Origin of the sequence: Leucobacter sp. wl10 (assembly GCF_003569785.1) — a bacterium.
Classification (GTDB): Bacteria; Actinomycetota; Actinomycetes; order Actinomycetales; family Microbacteriaceae; genus Leucobacter.
In genome coordinates this window covers 42,804-63,906 of record NZ_KZ983997.1, presented here as the reverse complement: position 1 = coordinate 63,906, position 21,103 = coordinate 42,804, and the positions used below count along the sequence as shown (strand labels likewise).

Here is a 21,103-nt window from a genome sequence, read left to right as displayed (position 1 = left end):
GGGCGTAACTGCGATGCTGAGAAATCGTGCAGTAATCGCCGCACGAACCTTCGTGGTCGCTGCGATCGGAATTGCTCTCCTTGTGTCCTGTGCGAGCCCGCAGGCATCGAAGGGCGATGATTCAGCAACTCCTCCAATGGGTCCAATAGATGGGCTCAAGAACGCTGAAGCGTTCGGAGACCTGGGAGAGCCGACGTGTTCACCGCCCTCGCCCATAGAGTGGCCCGAGGTGATGGGCACCGCGGTCCTACGGGGAGATTCGGCATTCGGTTACTTCCAGATTCCTTCTTCTGCAGAGCTTGTCGCGAGCGAAGAGGTCAAGAAGTTCGTCATCCGCCTCACCGGTGAAGGCGATCTTGCAGTGCAGATTACCGATCCTTCTGAACTCGAACGAGACCTGGTGTGGGGGCCAGAGCCTCATACCGCCAGTAGCTACGGACGACCCGGTGACGAGTGGGGAATGGGTCTATTGCTGGACACGGCTGGATGCTGGAGTATCAAGACGTTCCGTGACGCAAAACCTTTCGCTGACTTCTGGCTGCAGGTGGCAGATCCTCCTCGCAGCCTTCTCGGTGCTCGCTGATGGTCGCAACGCCTCCGCGACGTCACCGATCTGTTCGCGAGCTACGTCGACGCCGGGGAACGCGTCCTCCAGGAGCGCGGGCGTCCGTGACCGGCCGCGCTGCCCCGCAACCGGCCCACCAGCGGGCCCTGCCCCGGATACGCCCCGCCTCCACGCGAGAACAGGCTTCCCTGCTCGCGTTAGAATGGATCGCGGGAAGATTATTCTATGGAATCTATAAGAGCGTGGAAACATGCGAGTACGAGGAGCGTGCGATGCCTGATCTGAAGGGCCTGTATCACGAACTGGTGCGGTTCGAAACCGAGCTGTGGTCCGCGGCGGATACGCGGCTGCGGCGGGAGTGCGATCTGCAGCTCACCTGGTTCGAGGTCCTGCAGTCCCTGGGGCGACGGCCCCGGCAGCGGGTGCAGGATCTCGCGACCGAGTTCGTGATCACGGTCGGCGGGACCAGCAAGGTCGTCGACCGGATCGAGCAGGCAGGGCTGCTGCGGCGAGTGGCGAATCCGGACGACCGCCGCTCCTCCCTGCTCGAACTGACACGGCACGGCAAGCAGAAGCTCGCCGATGCGACGCCGGTGTTCGAGGACGAGCTCGCGCTCCGGTTCGGCGCCCTCGCCGGGGGCACGGAACTGGATCGGCTGGCGGCGAGCCTGCGGCTGCTGCGGACCACGGCGTTCGCCCCGTCGGATCGACTGACCGCGTGACCCGGCACGCGTGCCGCCGGAGCCGGTCTGCGAGCGAGGTCTCGCCCCGCTCGCAGACCGGAGGCTCAGGCCTCCGGAGTGGAGAACACCCCGAAGTGGTGGCCGGTGTTGTCGGCCAGGCGCGCGAAGGTGAAGCCGGAGGCATCGGTGACCGGCTCCATCAGCACCTCGGCGCCGAGCGCCGTGGCCTGCTCGATCGTCGCGGCGACATCGGCGACCAGCACGTAGAAGATGGCGTAGTCGGCGAACTTCCCCGCATGGTCGAAGATGCCGCCGACCGGGCCGGGGGCGCCCGGGGTGATGGTGGCGTGGTAATCGACGCCGGGCAGGTCGGTGTTGAGCTTGTACTGCCAGCCGAACAGCTCGCCGTAGAATTCCTTGACCTCCTCGGCCCTGTCCGTGCCGATCTCGAACCAGGCCACCGAGTTGAGTGCCGGAGCGTTCATGATTTCCCTCTTTCCTCTCGAGTCGCGCACCCCCGACAGCCTCCTCGGACACCTCGCGCGGGGGTGCGATCCGCACAGTCGCGGCGATCCGATCCTACGATACATTTATCTTCCATGGAATCAATATTTGCGACCACGAGGAGGTTCGCGTGAGCGATGCCGAGCCCGCCCGCCCGCAGGCCCCCGCGACGATCGAGGTGCGCGGCGCGAGAGTCCACAACCTCAGGGGCATCGACGTCGACGTGCCCCTGGAGGGGCTCGTCGCGGTCGCCGGGGTCTCGGGGTCCGGGAAGTCCTCGCTGGCGATGGGCGTGCTCTACGCGGAGGGCTCCCGCCGCTATATCGAGGCGCTGTCGACCTACACCCGTCGACGCATGTCGCACGCGGCTCGTGCGCAGGTGGACAGCGTGCGTCACGTCCCCGCCGCGCTCGCGCTGCGGCAGCGGCCGGGAGTGCCCGGGGTACGGTCGACGTTCGGCACCTCGACGGAGCTGCTGAACGTGCTGCGGGTGATGTTCTCCCGACTCGGCTCGCATCTGTGCCCGAACGGGCACCGGCTGGCGCCGACGATCGATGTCGCGGCGAACAAGAACCTGATCTGCGCCGAGTGCGGAGCGGAGTTCTACCCGCCCGGTGCGGAGGTGCTCGCCTTCAACTCGGAGGGGGCGTGCCCGATCTGCCAGGGCACCGGCAAGGTGCGCGACATCGACGACGACGCCCTCGTCCCCGATCCGTCGAAGACGATCGAAGAGGGCGCGGTTGCGCCGTGGGGGATGTTCGGGCTGACCGTGATGCCGCAGGTGGCCGCCGCGTTCGGGGTGCGCACCGACGTGCCCTACGCCGAGCTGACCGACGCCGAGCGGGAGATCGTGCTGGACGGCCCCGAGGAGAAGCGGCACATCAGCGTGCCCTCGAAGAACGGGAAGCTCTTCGAGCTGAACTTCACCTACCGCAACGCCCGCCGCGCCGTGCGCGAGGCCATGAACAACGCCACCAGCGAGAAGGGCCTCGCCCGCGTGGCCAGGTTCGTCACCGCGCGCACGTGCCCCGACTGTCACGGCACCCGGCTCTCCGAAGCCGCACGCGGCACCAGGGTCGCAGGCATCGGCCTCGCCGACGCCACCGCGAAGACCCTCGACGAGGCCGTCGCCTGGGCGCCGACCGTGATCGACGCCCTGCCCGCAGACATGCGCCCGATGGCACGCATGATCGTGGAGCAGTTCGAGGAGATGGCCCGCCGGCTCCTCCAGCTCGGCCTCGGCTATCTCTCCCTCGATCGCGCCAGTTCTTCGCTGTCCACCGGCGAGCGGCAGCGGGTGCAGCTCGCCCGCGCGGTGCGCAACCAGACCACCGGCGTGCTCTACGTGCTCGACGAGCCCTCCATCGGACTCCACCCCGCGAACGTCGACGGGCTCATCGGCGTCATGCGCGACCTCCTCGTCGACGGGAACAGCGTGGTCCTCGTCGACCACGACCCGCAGGTGCTGCGCGAGGCCGACTGGATGATCGAGATCGGGCCCGGCTCCGGCGCCGACGGCGGTACGATCGTCGCGCAGGGGCCGATCGATCAGGTCGCCGCCGACCCGGCCTCCCTCATCGGGCCGTTCCTGAGCGGCGCTGAGAGCCCGATCGTGCGCGACCGCTCCGACGAATCCGCGATGCTCGCCCACGGCGCCATCCGGATCGCTACCGCTCCGCTTCACACCGTGCACGCCCTCGACGTGACGATCCCGAAGGGCCGCTTCACCGCGGTCACCGGCATGTCCGGATCGGGCAAGACCACACTCGTCCTCGAGAGCCTCGTACCGGCGCTCGCGGCCGCCCGCGACGGACGCGCCGCGCCCGCGCACGTCGTCTCCCTCGACCCCGCGGGCATCACCCGAGTCAACGTCGTCGATGCGACCCCGATCGGAGTGAACGTCCGCTCCACCATCGCGACCTACTCCGGGGTCCTCGACGAGCTGCGCCGCGCCTACGCCGCCACCGAGGCCGCCGCGCACCGCGAACTGCGGGCCGCCGACTTCTCGTACAACACCGGCTCCCTCAAGTGCCCCCGCTGCGAAGGCACCGGGCAGGTCGTGCTCGACGTGCAGTTCCTGCCCGACGTCGACATCCCGTGTCCGGACTGCGAGGGCAGCCGTTACGCGCCCGGCGCCGGGGAGATCCTGCTCGACACCGCCGACGGGCCGCTGTCCCTCCCCGCGCTCCTCGGTCTCACCGTCCGCCAGGCGCACGCGGCGCTGGACCGGCTGCCCAGGGCGCGGCGCAGGCTGCAGACCCTCATCGACCTCGGCCTGGGCTATCTCACGCTCGGAGAGGACACCCCGGCGCTCTCCGGCGGCGAGGCGCAACGGCTCAAGCTCGCCGCCGAACTCGGGCGCGACCAGTCCGGCGCCCTGTTCGTGTTCGACGAGCCCTCCGTCGGCCTGCACCCCCTCGACGTCCGCGTGCTGATGGGCGTGCTCGACCGGCTGCTCGCGACGGGCGCGACCGTCGTGGTGATCGAGCACGACCTCGATCTCATCGCCAACGCCGACCACCTCATCGACATGGGCCCCGGGGGCGGCTCGGCCGGCGGCCGCATCGTCGCCACCGGCACCCCGGCCCAGGTGGCGGCGACCGGGAGCAGCCGCACCGGCCGGTACCTCAGGGCCCACGCGCCGGCGGGGAGGGATTCTGCGCGCTCGCCGTCTTGAGGCGCATCGCGGTCAGCCGGACTTGTGCGAGTATCACACGTCCCACAAGAAATACGCGAGTTTCATGGTGGGGATTCGCTAGTCTGGAGTCTACGCCCGCGAATCGTCGCGGGATCTTTTCGTGCTGCGCTCGGACGCACCAACCCGCACCGCGCCGGCACACCTCGTGGTGAATGGAGCACATCTTGGCCGTGAACACACAGGATCCGTACGCACCGGACAGCGACGACATGGATCCGCAGGAGACCTCGGAGTGGCGCGAGTCGCTCGACGCGGTCGTCGAGACGCGCGGGGCCGGCCGCGGGCGCGAGATCATGACGAGTCTGCTGGATCGATCCCGACAGCTCCACCTCAACGTGCCGCAGGTGCCGACCACCGACTACGTCAACACGATCGCCTCGGATGATGAGCCGGACTTCCCCGGCGACCACGACGTCGAGCGCCAGTACCGCTCCTGGATCCGCTGGAACGCGGCCATGACCGTGCACCGTGCGCAGCGCCCCGGCATCGGTGTGGGCGGCCACATCTCCACGTACGGCTCCGCGGCCTCGCTGTACGAGGTCGGCTTCAACCACTTCTTCCGCGGCCAGGACCATCCGGGCGGCGGCGACCAGATCTTCGTGCAGGGCCACGCCTCCCCCGGCGTCTACGCGCGCGCCTTCCTCGAGGGGCGACTCACGGAGGACCAGCTCGACGGCTTCCGCCAGGAGAAGTCGCACGCCCCGAACGGCCTGCCGAGCTACCCCCACCCGCGCCTGCTGCCCGACTTCTGGCAATTCCCCACCGTGTCGATGGGGATCGGTCCCATCAACGCCATCTACCAGGCGCAGTTCAACAAGTACCTCACCAACCGGGGCATCAGGGACGCCTCGGATCAGCACGTCTGGGCGTTCCTCGGCGACGGCGAGATGGACGAGGTCGAGAGCCGCGGCCAGCTGCAGGTCGCGGCGAACGAGGGCCTCGACAACCTCACCTTCGTGGTCAACTGCAACCTGCAGCGACTCGACGGGCCGGTGCGCGGCAACGGCAAGATCATCCAGGAGCTCGAGAGCTTCTTCCGCGGCGCGGGCTGGAACGTGATCAAGGTCATCTGGGGCCGGGAGTGGGATCAACTGCTCGCCCGCGACACCGAGGGTGCGCTGCTGGGCGTCATGAACACCACGCCCGACGGCGACTACCAGACCTACAAGGCCGAGAGCGGCGCGTACATCCGCGATCACTTCTTCGGCAAGGACGAGCGGGCGCTGCGCCTGGTGGACGACTACACCGACGATCAGATCTGGCAGCTGCGCCGCGGCGGCCACGACTACCGCAAGGTGTACGCCGCCTACGCGGCCGCGCTGGCGCACAAGGGCCGCCCCACCGTGATCCTCGCGAAGACCGTCAAGGGCTACGGCCTCGGCCCGCACTTCGAGGGCCGCAACGCCACCCACCAGATGAAGAAGATGACGCTGGAGGACCTGAAGCTCTTCCGCGACACCATGCACATCCCCGTCTCGGACGCGCAGCTCGAGGCCGATCCGTACCGCCCGCCCTACTACCACCCGGGCGAGAACGACGCGACCATCCGGTACATGCACGAGCGCCGCCGCGCGCTCGGGGGCTATCTGCCCGAGCGCCGTGCCGAGCACACGGCGGTGGCCCTGCCCGAGGCCAAGAGCTACGCGATCGCTTCGAAGGGCAGCGGCGCGCAAGAGGCGGCAACCACGATGGTGTTCGTGCGGATGCTCAAGGACCTCATGCGGGACAAGGGCTTCGGTCCCCGCTTCGTGCCGATCATCCCCGACGAGGCGCGCACGTTCGGCATGGACTCCTACTTCCCCACGTCGAAGATCTACAACCCGCACGGGCAGAATTACGTCTCGGTCGACAGGGAGCTGCTGCTCGCCTACAAGGAGAGCCCGCAGGGCGTGCTCCTCCACGTCGGCATCAACGAGGCGGGCGCCGCCGCCGCGTTCACGGCGGTGGGCACCTCCTACTCGACGCAGGGCGAGCCGCTGATCCCCGTCTACATCTTCTACTCGATGTTCGGCTTCCAGCGCACGGGCGACGCCCTGTGGGCGGCGGGCGACCAGATGGCCAGGGGCTTCGTCATCGGGGCCACCGCCGGGCGCACGACGCTCACCGGCGAGGGCCTGCAGCACGCGGACGGCCACTCGCTCGCGCTCGCCTCGACCAATCCCGCGGTGGTCTCCTACGACCCCGCCTACGGCTACGAGATCGGCCACATCGTGCGCTCCGGCATCGAGCGCATGTACGGCGGCGAGCACCCCGATCCGAACGTCATGTACTACCTCACCGTGTACAACGAGCCGATCGTGCACCCCGCCGAGCCCGAGAACGCGGACGTCGAGGGCATCGTCCGCGGCATCCACCGGGTGAGCGAGGCCGGGGACGGCGAGCATCGCGCCCAGATCCTCGCCTCCGGCGTGGCTGTTCCTTGGGCGATCGAGGCGCAGCAGCTGCTCGCGCGCGACTGGAACGTCGCCGCCGACGTCTGGAGCGTCACGAGCTGGAACGAGCTGGCGCGCGACGGCGTCGCCGCGGATCGCCACAACTTCCAGCACCTGGACGAGGAGGCCCGCGTGCCGTACCTCACCCGGAAGCTGCGGGACGCCGAGGGCCCGTTCGTCGCGGTGAGCGACTGGGCCACGATGGTTCCGGATCAGATCCGCGCCTACGTGCCGGGCGACTACTCCGTGCTCGGCGCCGACGGCTTCGGGTTCTCCGACACGCGCGCCGCGGCTCGCCGCTACTTCGGCATCGATCGGGAGTCGGTGGTCGTGAAGGTGCTGCAGCGACTCGCCGCGCAGGGCCGCATCGACGCCTCCGTCCCCGCCGAGGCGGCCGCCAGGTACCGGCTGGACGACGTGAACGCCGGCACGACCGGCGGCACGGGAGGCGAGGCATGATGGCGGAGGGGACGGCGTAGCGGATAGATTCCCATGGACCGCACGAAAGAGCAGGAGCTCGCCTGGTTGCGAACGATCACCGGTGAGCTCTCCACCCGCACGATCACGCGGCTCGACGATACGCTCCCCTGGTACGGCAACATGCCGCCCAGCCGCCGCTCCGCGGTGGGCCTCGTCGCGCAGACCGGCATCGCGTCGTTCATCCAGTGGTACGAGGATCCCTCGTCGACGCCCTGGATCGCCTCCGACGTGTTCAGCGCCGCGCCCCGCGAGCTGCTGCGCTCGATCAGCCTGCAGGAGACCCTGCAGCTGATCCGCGTAGTCGTCTCCGTGGTGGAGGAGCGCGTCGCACCGCGCAGCGAGGCGCTGCGCGAGGCCGTGCTGCACTACTCGCGCGACGTCGCCTTCGCGGCGGCCGACGTCTACGCCCGGGCCGCCGAGGCGCGAGGACTCTGGGATGCGCGGCTCGAGGCGCTCGTGGTCGACTCGATCCTCACCGGCGAGAGCGACGACGAGCTCCCCAGCCGCATCGCGGCCCTCGGCTGGCACGGCGAGGGCGAGGCCGCGGTGCTCGTGGGCACGGCGGAGCGATTCGTCGACGTGGATCAGCTGCGCCGCACCGCGCGCCACGCGGGGGCCGACGTGCTGATCGGCCTGCAGGGCACGCGCCTCGTGCTGGTGCTCGGGCGGGTCGAGGCGCAGCCGAAGGATCCCTCCGCGCCCATCGAGCCCCCGCTCAGCTTTCTCGAGATCGCGCAGCGCCTCGCCGACGGCTTCTCGGGCGGCCCGCTCGTGCTCGGGCCGGCCGTGGAGAATCTCGTCGCCGCGTCGCGCAGCGCGCGGGCCGCGCTCGCCGGCGTGGCGGTCGCGCGCTCCTGGCGCAACGCCCCCCGACCGGTGGCCGCCGACGACCTGCTGCCGGAGCGGGCGCTCGCCGGGGACGGGCTCGCCCGGCGCACGCTCATCGAGCGGATCTACGAGCCCCTCGCCGCGCACTCGGGCGAACTGCTCGAGACGCTGTGGTGCTACCTCGACAACGGCAGGTCGCTCGAAGCGACCGCCCGCGAGCTGTTCGTGCACCCCAACACGGTGCGCTACCGGCTGAAGAAGGTCTCGGAGGTGATCGGCTGGAACGCGACCGGCGCGCGGGAGGCCCTGATCCTGCAGTCCGCTCTCATCGCGGGCTCGATCGCCCAGAATCAGGGACGCAGAGGCAAGCAACGCTGAAGCACCGCCATCCCGGCGTGAGGATCCCGACAACATTTTCCGCAGAACATGATGGAGAATATGCAGGATGCTCCGCCCCGATCTGAGAAACTTGAACACGTGATTGTCATCGCCTGCCCTGGACAGGGCTCCCAGTCCCCCGGATTCCTGAACGAGTGGCTCGAACTCCCGGGCGCGCGGGAGTTCCTCGGAGAAGCCTCCGAGCGCTCCGGCGTCGACCTGATCCAGCACGGCACGGTGAGCGATGCCGACACGATCCGCGACACGGCCGTGGCGCAGCCCCTCATCGTCGCCGCGAGCCTGCTCGCGTGGCGCGAGCTCTCCGCGCGCGCGGTGCTCGCCGAGGCCGGCGTCGCGGGGCACTCGGTCGGCGAGTTCGCCGCCGCCGCCGCCGCGGGCGTCCTCTCCGAGGGCGACGCGCTGCACCTGGTGGGCGTGCGCGGCCGCGCCATGGCCGCCGCCGCGGCGCAGGCGCGAACCGGCATGTCCGCGGTGGTCGGCGGCGTCGAGGCGGACGTGCTCGCGAAGATCGCGGAGCACCGGCTCACCCCGGCCAACCGCAACGGCGGCGGTCAGATCGTCGCCGCCGGCGCGCTCGACGCGCTGGCCGCGCTGGCGGAGGACGCGCCCCGCGGGGCCCGGGTGATCCCGCTGCAGGTCGCGGGCGCCTTCCACACCGAGTACATGTCCTCCGCGATCCCCGTGCTGCGCGAGGCGGCGGGGACGGTCGCCGTCTCCGCGCCGAAGCGCGCGCTCTGGACCAACGCCGACGGGTCCCGCATCTCCGACGGCGGGCGCCTCGTCGAACTGCTCGTCTCCCAGATCGCGAGCCCGGTGCGCTGGGACGCCTGCATGGAGGGCTTCCAGCAGGCCGGGATCGCGGGCCTCATCGAGCTCGCCCCGGCCGGCGCGCTCACCGGTATCGCGAAGCGCGCGCTCAAGGGCGTCCCGAGCGTCGCGATCAAGTCGCCCTCCGACCTCGAAGCCGCAGCGGCGCTCGTCGCCGAAGCCGCGTAGGGCCGACTCCTCAGCCTGACGAAAGGACCGACGCACATGGCATCACTCGTGCAGCCCACGGGACCCGCGCACACGCGGATCCTGGCCCTCGGGGCGTCCCGAGGGGACCTCGACGTTCCCAACGACGACCTGGTCGGGCCGATCGACTCGTCCGACGAGTGGATCCGCCAGCGCACCGGCATCGTGCAGCGCCGACGCGCGAGCCGAGAGGTCGGCGCCGTCGATCTCGCGGTCGCGGCGGGCGAGGAGGCCATCGCGAAGTCGGGCCTCGAGCGCTCAGAGATCGACGGCGTCATCATCGCGACCATCTCGAACGTCGCGATCACGCCCTCGATGGCCTCGCTGGCGGCGCATCGCCTCGGGCTGACTCCGGCCGCGGCCTTCGACATCTCCGCCGCCTGCGCCGGGTACGTCTACGGCGTCGCCCAGGGAGACGCGCTCGTGCGCGCCGGAGTGTGCAAGAACGTGCTCGTGATCGGCGCCGAGAAGCTCTCGGACGTCGTGGACCCGACCGACCGCAGCATCTCGTTCCTCCTCGCGGACGGGGCCGGCGCCGTGGTGATCGGCCCGAGCGATCACCCGGGCATCGGCCCGACCGTCTGGGGCTCCGACGGAGAGAAGTGGGACGTCATCCGCATGACGAGTTCATTCGAGGAGTACCGGGCGAACCCCCACGAGGTGCCCTGGCCCACGCTGCGCCAGGACGGCCCGTCGGTGTTCCGCTGGGCCGTCTGGGAGATGGCCAAGGTCGCACGCCGCACGCTCGAGGTGTCGGGCGTCGAGGCCGCCGACCTCGCCGCGTTCGTCCCGCACCAGGCGAACATGCGCATCATCGACGAGTTCGCCAAGCAGCTGAGGCTGCCCGACAGCGTCGCGGTCGCCAGGGACATCGAGATGCAGGGCAACACCTCGGCCGCGTCGGTGCCGCTGGCCATGCACCGGCTGCTCGAGGAGCAGCCTGAGCTCTCGGGCGGTCTCGCTCTGACGATCGGCTTCGGAGCGGGTCTCGTCTACGGCGCTCAGATCGTCGAGCTCCCCTAGCCGGCGCGCGTCGCATCCGACGGCCCCCCGCTCCGCACGTAGACTTCTACCACCAACACCCATATCAAGGAGAAACACACCATGGCATTCAGCAACGAAGAGGTCCTCGCCGGTCTGGCCGAGCTCATCAACGACGAAACCGGGATCGCGGCCGACGTCGTCGCCCTCGACAAGTCGTTCACCGACGACCTCGACATCGATTCGATCTCGATGATGACCATCGTCGTCAACGCCGAGGAGAAGTTCGACGTGAAGATCCCCGACGAAGAGGTCAAGAATCTCAAGACCGTCGGCGACGCCGTCGATTTCATCGTCAAGGCCCAGGCCTAGTTCCTCCCCCGCTGAACGGGCGGAGCACGGCTGGTCGAGGCTGCAACGACGCCTCCGGGCTGATCCCGACCCGCCGCGCTCCGCTCGAGCGCCACATCAACCCTCTCTTCACGCGGAGCCTGCAAACATGACCAAGAAGATCGTCGTCACCGGAATCGGCGCCTCGACCCCGATCGGCGGCACGGCCGTCGAAAGCTGGGAGGCCCTGCTCGCGGGCGAGTCGGGCATCCGCACGCTCGAGAACGACTGGGCCGAGCAGTACGGTCTCTCCGTGAATTTCGCCGGGACCGCGAAGGTCGATCCGGCCGAGGTGCTCGACCGTCCCGTGGCGAAGCGCCTCGACCCCTCGAGCCGCTTCGCACTCGTCGCCGCGCTCGAGGCATGGGCCGATGCCGGCGAGCCCGCGGTGCCGTCCGAGCGCCTCGGCGTCGACTGGGCGACCGGCATCGGCGGCCTGTGGACGCTGCTCGACGCCTGGGACACGCTGAAGGAGAAGGGACCGCGGCGGGTGATGCCGCTCACGGTGCCCATGCTCATGCCGAACGCGCCCGCGGCGGCCGTCTCGATGCACCTCGAGGCACGCGCCTTCGCGCGCACCGTCGCCTCCGCCTGCGCCTCGAGCACCGAGTCGCTCTCCAACGCCTACGAGCACCTGCAGCTCGGCCTCGCCGACGTGGTGATCGCGGGCGGCGCCGAGGCTGCGATCCACCCCATCACGCTCGCGGCGTTCAACTCCGCGCAGGCGCTCTCGAAGCGCAACGAGTCGCCCGCGACGGCCTCGCGGCCCTACAACGTCGACCGCGACGGCTTCGTGATGGGCGAGGGCGCCGCCGCGCTCGTCCTCGAGACCGCGGAGCACGCCGTCGCGCGAGGGGCCAAGATCTACGCCGAGGTGGCCGGCGGCGGCGTCACGGCCGACTCGTACCACATCACCGCCAACGATCCGGAGGGCAAGGGCGCCGCCAGGGCCGTCGAGCTGGCGCTCTCCCAGGCCGGCGCCTCGGCCGACGAGGTGACCCACATCAACGCCCACGCCACCTCGACCCCAGTCGGCGACATCGCCGAGTACACGGCCCTGCACAGCGTCTTCGGCGACCGCGTGCAGCAGATCCCGATCTCGGCGACGAAGGCCGCCACGGGTCACCTGCTCGGGGGCACCGGAGCGCTCGAGGCGCTCTTCACGGTGCTCGCGGTGCAGCACCGGATCGCTCCCCCGACGATCAACCTGGTCGACCAGGATCCCGAGATCCCGCTCTCCGTCTCATCCTCGGTGCAGCCCCTCGGCGACGGCCCGCAGCTGGCCATCTCCAACTCCTTCGGCTTCGGGGGCCACAACGCCGTGGTCGCGATCCGCTCCGTGTAACACTTCGATACCCGGGCACGGGAACGGCTTCGTGGCGGTACGGTGGATGCCATGAAGCCGTTCCTGCTCATCACGACTCGGCGAGAGGACGCCGAGGCCGCGGATGAGCACGCCGCCTACTGTCGCCTGACGGGGCTCCTGCCCGATGAGCTCGAGTGGCGCCGCATCGATCGCGGCTCGCTCGGCGCGGTCGATTTCGCACGCTACTCGGGCATCATCCTCGCGGGCAGCCCCTTCACCGTCAGCGAGCCCGCCGAGCGCAAATCGCCCACCGAGCTGCGCGTGGAGCGCGAGCTCGCGCATCTGCTCGATGAGGTCGTGCGCCGCGACTTCCCCTTCCTCGGGGTCTGCTACGGCATCGGCACGATCGGCGCGCACCAGGGCGCGCGCGTGGACCGCACCTACGGCGAGACGTCGCAGGCGGTGCGGATCAGTCTGACCCCGGCCGGGATCGAGGATCCGCTGCTGCACCAGCTGCCCGTCGACTTCGAGGCCTTCGTCGGCCACAAGGAGGCGATCACGGAGGCGCCCCCGAGCATCGTGGTGCTGGCGAGTTCGCCGAGCTGCCCCGTGCAGGCCTTCCGCGTGGGTCGCAACGTCTACGCCACGCAGTTCCACCCCGAGCTCGACACCGCCTCGTTCAGCTCCCGGGTGCGGGCCTACGCCGGTCACGGCTACTTCGACCCCGGGGAGGTCGAGGCGATCCTCGCTCGCGTCGAGCAGGCCGACGTGCGCGCCTCCCACATGGTGCTCGGCCGCTTCGTGGAGGAGTACCTCGACTCCCACCACGCTCCGCTCCCCCGCGACGCGGCCTCCGCCGCCTGACGCGGCCGCGCGCGGGGTCGCCCGGCGCTCCCGCCTACTCGGCGTAGTGGGAGAACAGGAACCAGCGATCCTTGTCGAGCTGCTGAGCGATCGAGATCACCAGGTCCTGGCTCACCAGATCGACGTCGTCGAGCCCCTTCACCGCCGCGTAGACGGTCTCCAGGGTGGCGTCGAGCTGGGCCACGACCTCGCGGACGGTCACGTCCGACTGCTGAAAGCCGTCGCTGAGCTCCGGCGTGGAGGTGCGGGCCGCGACCGTTCCGATGCGGGCGTCGACGGGCAGGCCGAGCGCCACGATCCGCTCGGCGACGGTGTCCGCCCCGTCCTGTGCGTGCGCGACGACCTCGTCGAGGAACTCGTGCACCCCCATGAAGTTCTCGCCGCGCACGTGCCAGTGCGCCTGCTTGCCGTTGACGGCGAGTGCGACGAGGTCGTGCACGACCGGGCTCAGATACTGGGCCACGCCCGTCGGACGGTGCAGGTCGCCCTGCGCTGCGGGAACGGTAATCTGCTTGGTAGCCATCGAGTGGATCCCTTTCGTCTCTGGTGAGCAGTTACGTACTACCGTACGCCGATTCCGGGCGACCGCAAGCAAGGCTAGCCTGCACTTACCGCGATAGAATTCCCCGATGGTGGGCTGAATTCGCCGCCCGTCAGTCCTCCGCCCCGGCGAGCACCGGAATCCCCGTCGCCTCGCCGTGCCGCATGCGGCAGCTCCCCGCGGGCGCCTCGTCCGGGAAGGCCTCGAACGCCCCGGCCACCCGCACCTGCGCGGCATGACCGCGCTCGCGCCGTGCGCGCTCCACGATCATGTCGACGAGCCCCGTCACGAAGGCGGGTCGCACGCCAACCGTGCCGGCGCGCACGGCCTGCACGCCGTGCGCCGCGGAGGTCTCCATCGCCTCGACGTCGAGGTCGAACGCGACCTCCATGTGGTCCGAGACGAATCCGATGGGGGCGATGACGATGCTCCGCACGCCCTGACCGGCGAGCTCCTCGATGTGATCATTGACGTCCGGCTCGAGCCACGGAACCCGCGGATCGCCCGACCGCGAGCAGTACGCCAGTGACGACCGCACCTGCACGCCCGCGCGCTCGGAGAGGGCGGCGTCGAGCGTTGCCCGCACGTCCTCGTGCTGCTCCCGGTATCCGGGCCCCGTCACCGCCGAGGCGTCCTGCATGGTGTCCGGGATCGAGTGCGTCACGTAGACGATGTGCGCGCCCGCGAGGCCGCCGTCCAGCCCGGCCGCGGCCTCCTCGATCGCCTCGAGGTTCGCGGTGATGAACCCCGGATCGTTGAAGAAGGGCCGCAGCACGTCGATGCGGGGGGCCCGGTCGCCCAGTTCGGCGACCGCGGCGGCCAGGTGCTCCCGGTACTGGCGGCTGCCGGAGTACGAGGCGTAGGCGCTCGTGACCACCGCGAGGATCCGCCGGGCCCCGAAGGCGGTCGCGTCGCGCAGCGTGTCCACCGTGTAGGGGTGCCAGTTGCGATTGCCCCAGATCACGGGCAGCTCGAAGCCGCGGACCGCGAGCTCGCGCTGCAGCGCGTCGACCAGCGCGATATTCTGCTCGTTGATGGGGCTGCGCCCGTCGAAGTGGTGGTAGTGCTCACCTACCTCCGCGAGCCGCTCCTCGGGGATGTTCTTGCCCCGGGTCACGTTGCGCAGGAACGGGATCACGTCGTCGGGCCCGTTCGGCCCCCCGAAGGAGCAGAGCAGCAGGGCGTCGTACGGTGCGGTTTCACTGTTGGGCGCTGTTTCGGTCATGAATTGCACCGTACCACCAGGCTCCCTGTAGATCTGATGTATAACATCTGCTCTGGCCGGCGCAGGCGGAACGGCCCGCGCCTCCCGCAGCCGGCGCTCGCTATAGTTGTTCCAGGTTTTCCCCACATCATTCAGAGGTCGCTCCATGACAGCTTCGACGCGCGGTTCCCAGAAGGCACGCGACACCCTCGATTTCCTGCGCGGCAAGATCACGAGCGGCGAGTGGGGCGTCGGCGAGCTGATCCCCAAGGAGCCCGAGCTGATGGAACTCATCGGCGTCGGCAAGTCGACCGTTCGGGAGGCGGTGCGGTCGCTCGCGGCGTTCGGCATGCTCGAGACGGTACCGGGCGTGGGTACCTTCGTGCGATCGCGCACGCCCGTGAGCACGATCCTCACCGAGTTCCTCGCCGATCACGACCTCGAGGAGGTGCTGGTCTACCGGCGCTCGCTCGAGATCGAGGCGGCCCAGCACGCGGCCGTCAATCGCAGCGAAGCCCGGCTCGCACAGCTCCGTCAGGCGCACCGCCGCGCACAGGCGGCCGCCTCCGAGCCCGTCGACACCTGCGACCACAGCACCATTCCTGGGTCGTTCCACCTGCTCGTCGTCGAGGCGAGCGGCAGCAAGCTGCTGCAGGATCTCTACCACGGCGTGATGACGGTGCTGCAGCGCGCGAGCTCCGAGGGCCGCGTGATCCTCGGCACCACGCTCGAGACGATGCACCGGGATCACGGGGCCGTGCTCGAGGCGATCGAGGCGCGCGACGTGCGCAACGCCGCGCACTCGATGGCGCTGCACGTCGACCGCGATCTCGGGCTGCGCACCGACATGCTCGATTTCAGCCCGCAGACCGAGCGCGCGACCTCGCTCATCGACGCGGGCTACGATCCGAACGCGGCGTGAGCGCGTTCCATCCCGCGGCGTGCACGCGGTTCGCATCCGGGACGCCGGCCCAGACCGGCCAGGCAGCGCCTCACGGGCCGGAGATGCGCGTCCACGCCGTGCTGCCCAGCGCATCTCGTGCTGCCGACCCGGCACCTCTCCGAGCAACGTTCACCAGCCGCTCACCAGGACCAGGATCATCGCCGGAGAAGCCGAGCACGCGGTCCCGGCATCGGTGGCTCTGCGGCACCCATCGACCGGGAGGAACACATTGCAGGACGCTGAGATGTTCAAGCTTCTCGTGGAAGCGGTTGAGGACTACTCGATCTTCTTGCTTTCTCCCGAGGGCGTGGTGAGCAGTTGGAATCGCGGCGCGGAACGCATCAAGGGGTATCGAGAGTCCGAGATCCTCGGGAAGTCTTTTTCGCTTTTCTTCACCGCAGACGATCGCGCCAACGGGGTCCCCGAGCTGATTCTCCAAGACGCGCGTCGGCATGGCCGATACGAAACCGAGGGGTGGCGCGTCAGAAAGGACGGGTCGCGTTTCTGGGCTCGAGCGACCCTCAACGCGGTGGCGGATGAGGAAGGAACGATCATCGGGTTCGCGAAGATCACTCGCGATGTCACAGCGGCGAGAGAGACGTCGCGGGCACTTCGAACCGCCGCGCTCACGGATCCCCTCACCGGCATGTGGAATCGGACGGCGTTTCTCGATGAACTCGATCAGTGGGTGGAGAACGACGAGACGTTCGCCGTCAGCATTATCGATCTGAACGGGTTCAAGCTGGTCAACGATTCTCTGGGGCATGCTGCCGGTGACGCTCTCTTGAAGTCGTTCGCGGAGCACCTGCATGACGCGGCCTCCGAGGGGATCATCGCGGCCAGGTTGGGCGGTGACGAGTTCGCGGCGGCGGCCCGGACACCGGAACCGCCCTCCTGCGACGAGTTCGTCGAGACGATCTCTGCGGCTCTGCGCAAGCCGGTCATGCTCGGCGAAAAGCAGTCGAATGTCTCCGCCAGCGTGGGAGTCGCCTGCTTCCCCTCAGATGCGACGAACGTCTCGGAACTGCTCGCCCGCGCCGACGCCGCGATGTACGAGGCGAAGGAAACGCAGTCCGAGACCCCTGTCACCTATCGAGAAGGACTTTTGAAACGTTCTGCTTCGCGAAGGTTCCTCGATAGGGAGATCGCCGGAGCCATCGGGCGTGGTGAGTTCGAACTGGAGTACCAGGCGCAGACCTCGTTGCGGGACGGGGCAGTCGTCGGGAGAGAAGCACTCGTCAGATGGAATCATCCGGTCCTCGGCCTGCTCTACCCGGGAGAGTTCATCTCGCTCGCTGAGGCAAACGGAACGATCGTGGAGCTCGGACGCTGGGTGCTGAATCAGGCCTGCTCGGATGCTGCAGCGTGGGCTGACCACGTCCGGACGGCGGTGAACGTGTCGGCGCTGCAGCTCGCAGACCGGGATTTCGCTCGTACTGTGGCAGAAGTGCTCGCCACCACCGGGCTGGATCCTCACCGGCTCGAACTCGAGATCACCGAAGCGACCCTCATTCGTCAGCGCAGCGAGGTCGTGGAGATCTTCGCGGACCTTCAGAGCCTGGGAGTGAAGATCGCCCTGGACGACTTCGGGACCGGGTTCTCCTCTCTCGACACCCTGCTGGCCTTTGCCTTCGATCGGATCAAGATCGATCGCTCGGTTCTGCACGCCAGTCTGCAGCCATCGCGGACACGAGGCGTCCTCCGCGCGATCCTGGCGCTGGGTCACGCGCTCACGACGACCGTGCTGGTCGAAGGAGTCGAGACTCAGAAACAGCTCGAGCTGCTGCGAGGCGAAGGATTCGATGAGGTCCAGGGCTTTCTCACCGGGCGGCCCTCGAGCTCCGATGAGCCGGTTCCGGAGGGGATTTCACGAATCGCCTCGCGGCGGGCACCGCGCGATCCCTTGCGCTGATTGGTAGGGCGTGCGGGACTTGAACCCGCGACCGACGGATTATGAGTCCGCTGCTCTAACCGACTGAGCTAACGCCCCCTGGGCGACCGTTCCAGCCTATCGCCTCGCGGGAGCTACGGCGGACGGCGGACCGGGCCCGGCCGGTCGTCACATCACGATCGTGGTGGAGGCCGCGTCCACGCGGCCGAGGCGCGACGCCGTCACCACGATCATGATCCCGATGAGGACCAGGCAGACGCCCCCGATCACGGCGATGACGGCGAGGGCGAGGCCCGGCAGCACGAGCGCGGTGACGCCGCCGAGCAGCATGAGCGCGCCGGGCAGGATCGCGAGCAGACGGCGACCGGGGAGCCGCGAGGCGACGACGACCCAGATCGCTCCGATCAGGATGAGGCCCGCGCCGACGAGGCTCACGATCGCCGCGCCGGTCGCCTGGGAGAACACGATCGCGAGCGCGCCCGCGACGAGCAGCACGAGGCCCCCGACGAGCGACGCCGATGTCCCGCGGGCGAGCAGCGCGAGGCCGTTCGCGATGAGCGCCGAGCCGAAGAGGATCGCGAGCGCCCAGCTGCCGGCGAAGAACGGCCAGATCAGGAAGCCGAGACCCACGAGCGCGATGAGCGCGCCCGCGACGGAGAGCGTCCGCCGGGGGGAGCGGCGCCTCGTCGAGACGGCGCCGGGAACGGGGTGCTGGCTCACGTGCGACCTCCTCCTGCCCCGCTCCGGGGTCTCGCATTCAGAGTACGGCACGCGGCCGGAAGCCGACACCGCTGATCGCCGACGGCGTAGCGCCGGACCGCGACGAGAGCCGCGCTCCTGGGAGAATGGGGGCGTGACCCGCGAGCTGTTCCTCTCCCCCGCCCTGGAGGTGGCCCCGGTGCTGCTCGGGGGCCGGCTCACGGTCTCGGCGCCCGAAGGCCAGGTGACGGTCCGCATCACCGAGGTCGAGGCCTACCACGGCCTCGGAACCGAGGGCCCCCACGACTCCGGCTCGCACTCGAGGAGCCGTCGCACGGAGCGCAACGCCTCGATGTTCGGCCCGCCCGGCCACGCCTACGTCTACTTCAGCTACGGCATGCACTTCGCCCTCAACCTGGTGTGCTCGCCGGAGGGCGCGGCTTCGGGGGTGCTGATCCGCGCCGGGGAGGTGCTCGAAGGCCTCGGGGTCGCGCGCGGCCGGCGATCGGCGAAGCGCGGCGGTGCGCCGCCGGCGCCGGCCATGCTGGCGCGCGGCCCGGGCAACCTGGCCGCGGCGCTCGGGATCCGCCGCGAGACGCACGACGGCCTCGATCTCTTCGCGGCACCCTTCGCCCTGAGCCTTCCCACCGCGTCCTCGGGGCCGGCGCCGCACGAGATCGCGAGCGGCCCGCGGGTGGGCGTGGCGGGAGAGGCCGGCGGCCCCGCCTTTCCGTGGCGGTTCTGGATCGTGGGCGATCCCACGGTCTCCGCGTTCAGGCCGGGACGCGGCGCGCCGCGCTAGCGCCCGGGATCGGGTTCGGGTTCGGAGACCTCGCATCCGTCGTCGGGGGCGAACGCCGACTGCCCGCTCTGCGGATGGAACCTCGCGAGCCCGAGCACGCCGACCACGGCGACCGCGCCCGAGATCGCGAACGCGAGGATCGCCCAGAGCGGCGCTCTCGCCGCCTCGTTCAGCACGACGATGCCGATGAGCACCGCGACGATGGGGTCGATCACCGTGAGCCCCGCCACCACCAGATCCGGCGGGCCCGAGGAGTAGGCGTTCTGCACGAACACCATGCCGAGCAGCCCGCCGACCACGAGCGCGGCCACGCACATCCACGTCAGCAGCTCGAACTCGCGCTGCTGCAGGCGGCCGATGACCACCTTGGCGAAGGTGGCGACGAAGCCGTACAGCACGCCGGCGCCGACGATGTAGAGGAGGGCCGCCCCGCGGTGGCGGAAGGCCAGGAAGAGCAGCAGCGCGCAGGCGAGCACCACCGCGAACGCGATGAGGATGGTGGTCAGCTTCGCCTCGGTGACGGGCCGGTCCGCCGCGGTGAAGGCCGCGATCGTGACGAAGACCACGATGCCCAGCACCGACAGCGCGATGGAGCTCTTCACGCGCTTGCCGAGCCTCACCCCGCTGACGCGCGAGTTGAGGATCGAGGTGATCACCAGGCCGACGACGCCGATGGGCTGCACGATGATGAGGGGCGACAGCGACAGCGATCCGATCTGGAAGATCACGGCGAGACCGAGCAGCACCGTTCCGCTGACCCACGACGGCCGTCGCAGCAGGCTGAGCACGTGCCGTACGGAGAGCCCCGATCCCGCGCTCTCACCCGTGATGCGCTCGACCTTGTTGAGCCCCCGCGACTGGTACTGCGCGCCGAAGGCGAGCAGCGCCGCCCCGACCAGCGCGAGCGGAATGCCGAACAGCTGCTTCGGATCCAGCCCGAGAACCTCGCCGATACCGGTCATCCGCCGGCGCCGCGCATCAGTTCCACGAGCCGCGCGGCGGCGCGGGGCACCTCGTCGTTGACGATGACCTCGTCGAACTCGTCGGCCGCCGCGAGCTCGACCTTCGCGGTCTCGAGCCGCCGGGCCCGCTCCTCGGCGTCCTCGGTGCCGCGTCCCACGAGCCGCTCCACCAGCTCGTCCCAGCTCGGGGGCGCGAGGAACACGAGCCGCGCTTCGGGCATGCTCGCGCGCACCTGGCGCGCACCCTGCAGGTCGATCTCGAGCAGAATCGGCTCCCCCCGCTCGGCGGCGGCGAGCACCGGCTCGCGGGGCGTGCCGTACCGGTGCCTGTTGTGCACCGTCGCCCACTCGAGCAGCTCTCCGCCCGCGAGCATGCGATCGAAATCCTCGTCGTCGACGAAGAAGTAGTGCTCGCCCTCCTCCTCGCCGGGCCGGGGCGCCCGGGTGGTCGCCGACACGGACAGGCCGACCTCGGGATAGTGCTCGCGGATGAACGCCGCCACGGTGCCCTTGCCGACCGCGGTCGGGCCGGCCAGCACCGTGAGCGGCGTACGACCGCCGCCCGGCGCGGTGCCCGTGCGGTCACGCACGAACGACTCCAGGCGATCCCGCTGCAGCTTGCCGAGCCCCCCGAGCCGCTTGCGGTCGGAGATGCCGAGCTGCTCGCGCACCCGCTCCGCCTTCACCACCCCGATGGCGGGGAAGGACAGCAGGTAGTCGGTGATGCGCAGCGTGGCCGCCGGGCTGCCCGGCACCCGGGACTGCTCGAGCACGCGGAAGGGAGAGACCTCGCCGCTGCGCAGTCGCCGCTTGAGCTCGGCGCGTGCCTGGCGCGCCGCGATGGCCGCCCGGTTGGCCGCCACGCGGTCGACCTCGGGCATGGCTGGGGTGGCGCTGTGGTTCGTCATGTCTACTCC

General features: G+C 69.8%; 19 protein-coding genes and 1 tRNA gene. 13 read left to right on the top strand and 7 right to left on the bottom strand.

Features of this window, described 5'->3' with window-relative positions; genetic code table 11:
- The first annotated feature begins 229 nt into the window (after positions 1-229).
- Positions 230-583, top strand: coding sequence for a hypothetical protein (locus D1J51_RS17950; protein WP_162903784.1), 354 nt, complete (start codon positions 230-232; stop codon positions 581-583).
- 254 nt (positions 584-837) lie between these two features.
- Positions 838-1,287 (top strand): MarR family winged helix-turn-helix transcriptional regulator, encoded by a 450-nt coding sequence (locus tag D1J51_RS11125; RefSeq protein WP_119075269.1) that lies wholly within the window; start codon positions 838-840, stop codon positions 1,285-1,287.
- 65 nt (positions 1,288-1,352) lie between these two features.
- Here D1J51_RS11125 and D1J51_RS11120 read toward each other — a convergent pair whose 3' ends face one another.
- Complete coding sequence (locus D1J51_RS11120; protein ID WP_119075268.1) at positions 1,353-1,733, bottom strand: VOC family protein; 381 nt, start codon at positions 1,731-1,733, stop codon at positions 1,353-1,355.
- Between the two features lie 149 nt (positions 1,734-1,882).
- Between D1J51_RS11120 and D1J51_RS11115 the strand changes: the two genes are divergently transcribed.
- The 8 genes from D1J51_RS11115 (at position 1,883) to D1J51_RS11080 (ending at position 13,144) form a co-directional block, all read left to right on the top strand.
- On the top strand, positions 1,883-4,429 hold the full coding sequence (locus tag D1J51_RS11115) for an excinuclease ABC subunit UvrA (protein ID WP_119075267.1): 2,547 nt from the start codon (positions 1,883-1,885) through the stop codon (positions 4,427-4,429).
- 185 nt (positions 4,430-4,614) lie between these two features.
- Positions 4,615-7,341 carry a pyruvate dehydrogenase (acetyl-transferring), homodimeric type gene (gene aceE / locus D1J51_RS11110; RefSeq protein WP_119075266.1) on the top strand — a complete coding sequence of 909 codons (2,727 nt, stop codon included), beginning with the start codon at positions 4,615-4,617 and terminating at the stop codon, positions 7,339-7,341.
- Positions 7,342-7,374: 33 nt separating this feature from the next.
- Entirely contained in the window at positions 7,375-8,568 is a 1,194-nt protein-coding gene (locus tag D1J51_RS11105; RefSeq protein ID WP_119075265.1) for a PucR family transcriptional regulator, read from the top strand.
- 99 nt (positions 8,569-8,667) lie between these two features.
- Positions 8,668-9,585 carry an ACP S-malonyltransferase gene (locus D1J51_RS11100; RefSeq protein ID WP_119075264.1) on the top strand — a complete coding sequence of 306 codons (918 nt, stop codon included), beginning with the start codon at positions 8,668-8,670 and terminating at the stop codon, positions 9,583-9,585.
- Positions 9,586-9,621: 36 nt separating this feature from the next.
- Positions 9,622-10,626: a beta-ketoacyl-ACP synthase III gene (locus tag D1J51_RS11095; protein WP_119075263.1), complete on the top strand. Its 1,005-nt coding sequence runs from the start codon at positions 9,622-9,624 to the stop codon at positions 10,624-10,626.
- Between the two features lie 81 nt (positions 10,627-10,707).
- Entirely contained in the window at positions 10,708-10,956 is a 249-nt protein-coding gene (locus tag D1J51_RS11090; RefSeq protein ID WP_017794148.1) for an acyl carrier protein, read from the top strand.
- Between the two features lie 127 nt (positions 10,957-11,083).
- Positions 11,084-12,319, top strand: a complete 1,236-nt coding sequence (locus D1J51_RS11085; RefSeq protein WP_119075262.1) for a beta-ketoacyl-[acyl-carrier-protein] synthase family protein — start codon at positions 11,084-11,086, stop codon at positions 12,317-12,319.
- A gap of 51 nt (positions 12,320-12,370) precedes the next feature.
- On the top strand, positions 12,371-13,144 hold the full coding sequence (locus D1J51_RS11080; protein WP_119075261.1) for a glutamine amidotransferase: 774 nt from the start codon (positions 12,371-12,373) through the stop codon (positions 13,142-13,144).
- 34 nt (positions 13,145-13,178) lie between these two features.
- On the opposite strand, the gene D1J51_RS11075 is transcribed toward D1J51_RS11080, so the two are convergent.
- A complete protein-coding gene (locus D1J51_RS11075; protein WP_119075260.1) occupies positions 13,179-13,667 on the bottom strand; it encodes a Dps family protein in 489 nt (162 codons plus the stop codon).
- 130 nt (positions 13,668-13,797) lie between these two features.
- A complete protein-coding gene (locus D1J51_RS11070) occupies positions 13,798-14,910 on the bottom strand; it encodes a ferrochelatase (protein WP_119075259.1) in 1,113 nt (370 codons plus the stop codon).
- Between the two features lie 145 nt (positions 14,911-15,055).
- On the opposite strand from D1J51_RS11070, the gene D1J51_RS11065 reads away from it, so the two are divergent.
- On the top strand, positions 15,056-15,811 hold the full coding sequence (locus tag D1J51_RS11065) for a FadR/GntR family transcriptional regulator (RefSeq protein WP_119075258.1): 756 nt from the start codon (positions 15,056-15,058) through the stop codon (positions 15,809-15,811).
- A gap of 265 nt (positions 15,812-16,076) precedes the next feature.
- Complete coding sequence (locus tag D1J51_RS11060; RefSeq protein ID WP_119075257.1) at positions 16,077-17,744, top strand: putative bifunctional diguanylate cyclase/phosphodiesterase; 1,668 nt, start codon at positions 16,077-16,079, stop codon at positions 17,742-17,744.
- A gap of 1 nt (position 17,745) precedes the next feature.
- Here the strand turns inward: D1J51_RS11060 and D1J51_RS11055 are convergent.
- Positions 17,746-17,822: transfer RNA gene (locus D1J51_RS11055), tRNA-Ile, on the bottom strand.
- A gap of 69 nt (positions 17,823-17,891) precedes the next feature.
- The gene (locus D1J51_RS11050) at positions 17,892-18,443 is read right to left on the bottom strand and encodes a DUF308 domain-containing protein (RefSeq protein WP_119075256.1); all 552 of its coding nucleotides are present in this window, start codon (positions 18,441-18,443) and stop codon (positions 17,892-17,894) included.
- Positions 18,444-18,576: 133 nt separating this feature from the next.
- On the opposite strand from D1J51_RS11050, the gene D1J51_RS11045 reads away from it, so the two are divergent.
- Positions 18,577-19,224, top strand: a complete 648-nt coding sequence (locus tag D1J51_RS11045; protein ID WP_240423179.1) for a DNA-3-methyladenine glycosylase — start codon at positions 18,577-18,579, stop codon at positions 19,222-19,224.
- On the opposite strand, the gene D1J51_RS11040 is transcribed toward D1J51_RS11045, so the two are convergent.
- Positions 19,221-20,186: a DMT family transporter gene (locus tag D1J51_RS11040; RefSeq protein WP_119075255.1), complete on the bottom strand. Its 966-nt coding sequence runs from the start codon at positions 20,184-20,186 to the stop codon at positions 19,221-19,223. The genes D1J51_RS11045 and D1J51_RS11040 overlap by 4 nt on opposite strands.
- The gene (gene gmk, locus D1J51_RS11035) at positions 20,183-21,094 is read right to left on the bottom strand and encodes a guanylate kinase (protein ID WP_119075254.1); all 912 of its coding nucleotides are present in this window, start codon (positions 21,092-21,094) and stop codon (positions 20,183-20,185) included. Before gmk ends, D1J51_RS11040 begins: the two co-directional genes overlap by 4 nt.
- Positions 21,095-21,103: the final 9 nt, after the last annotated feature.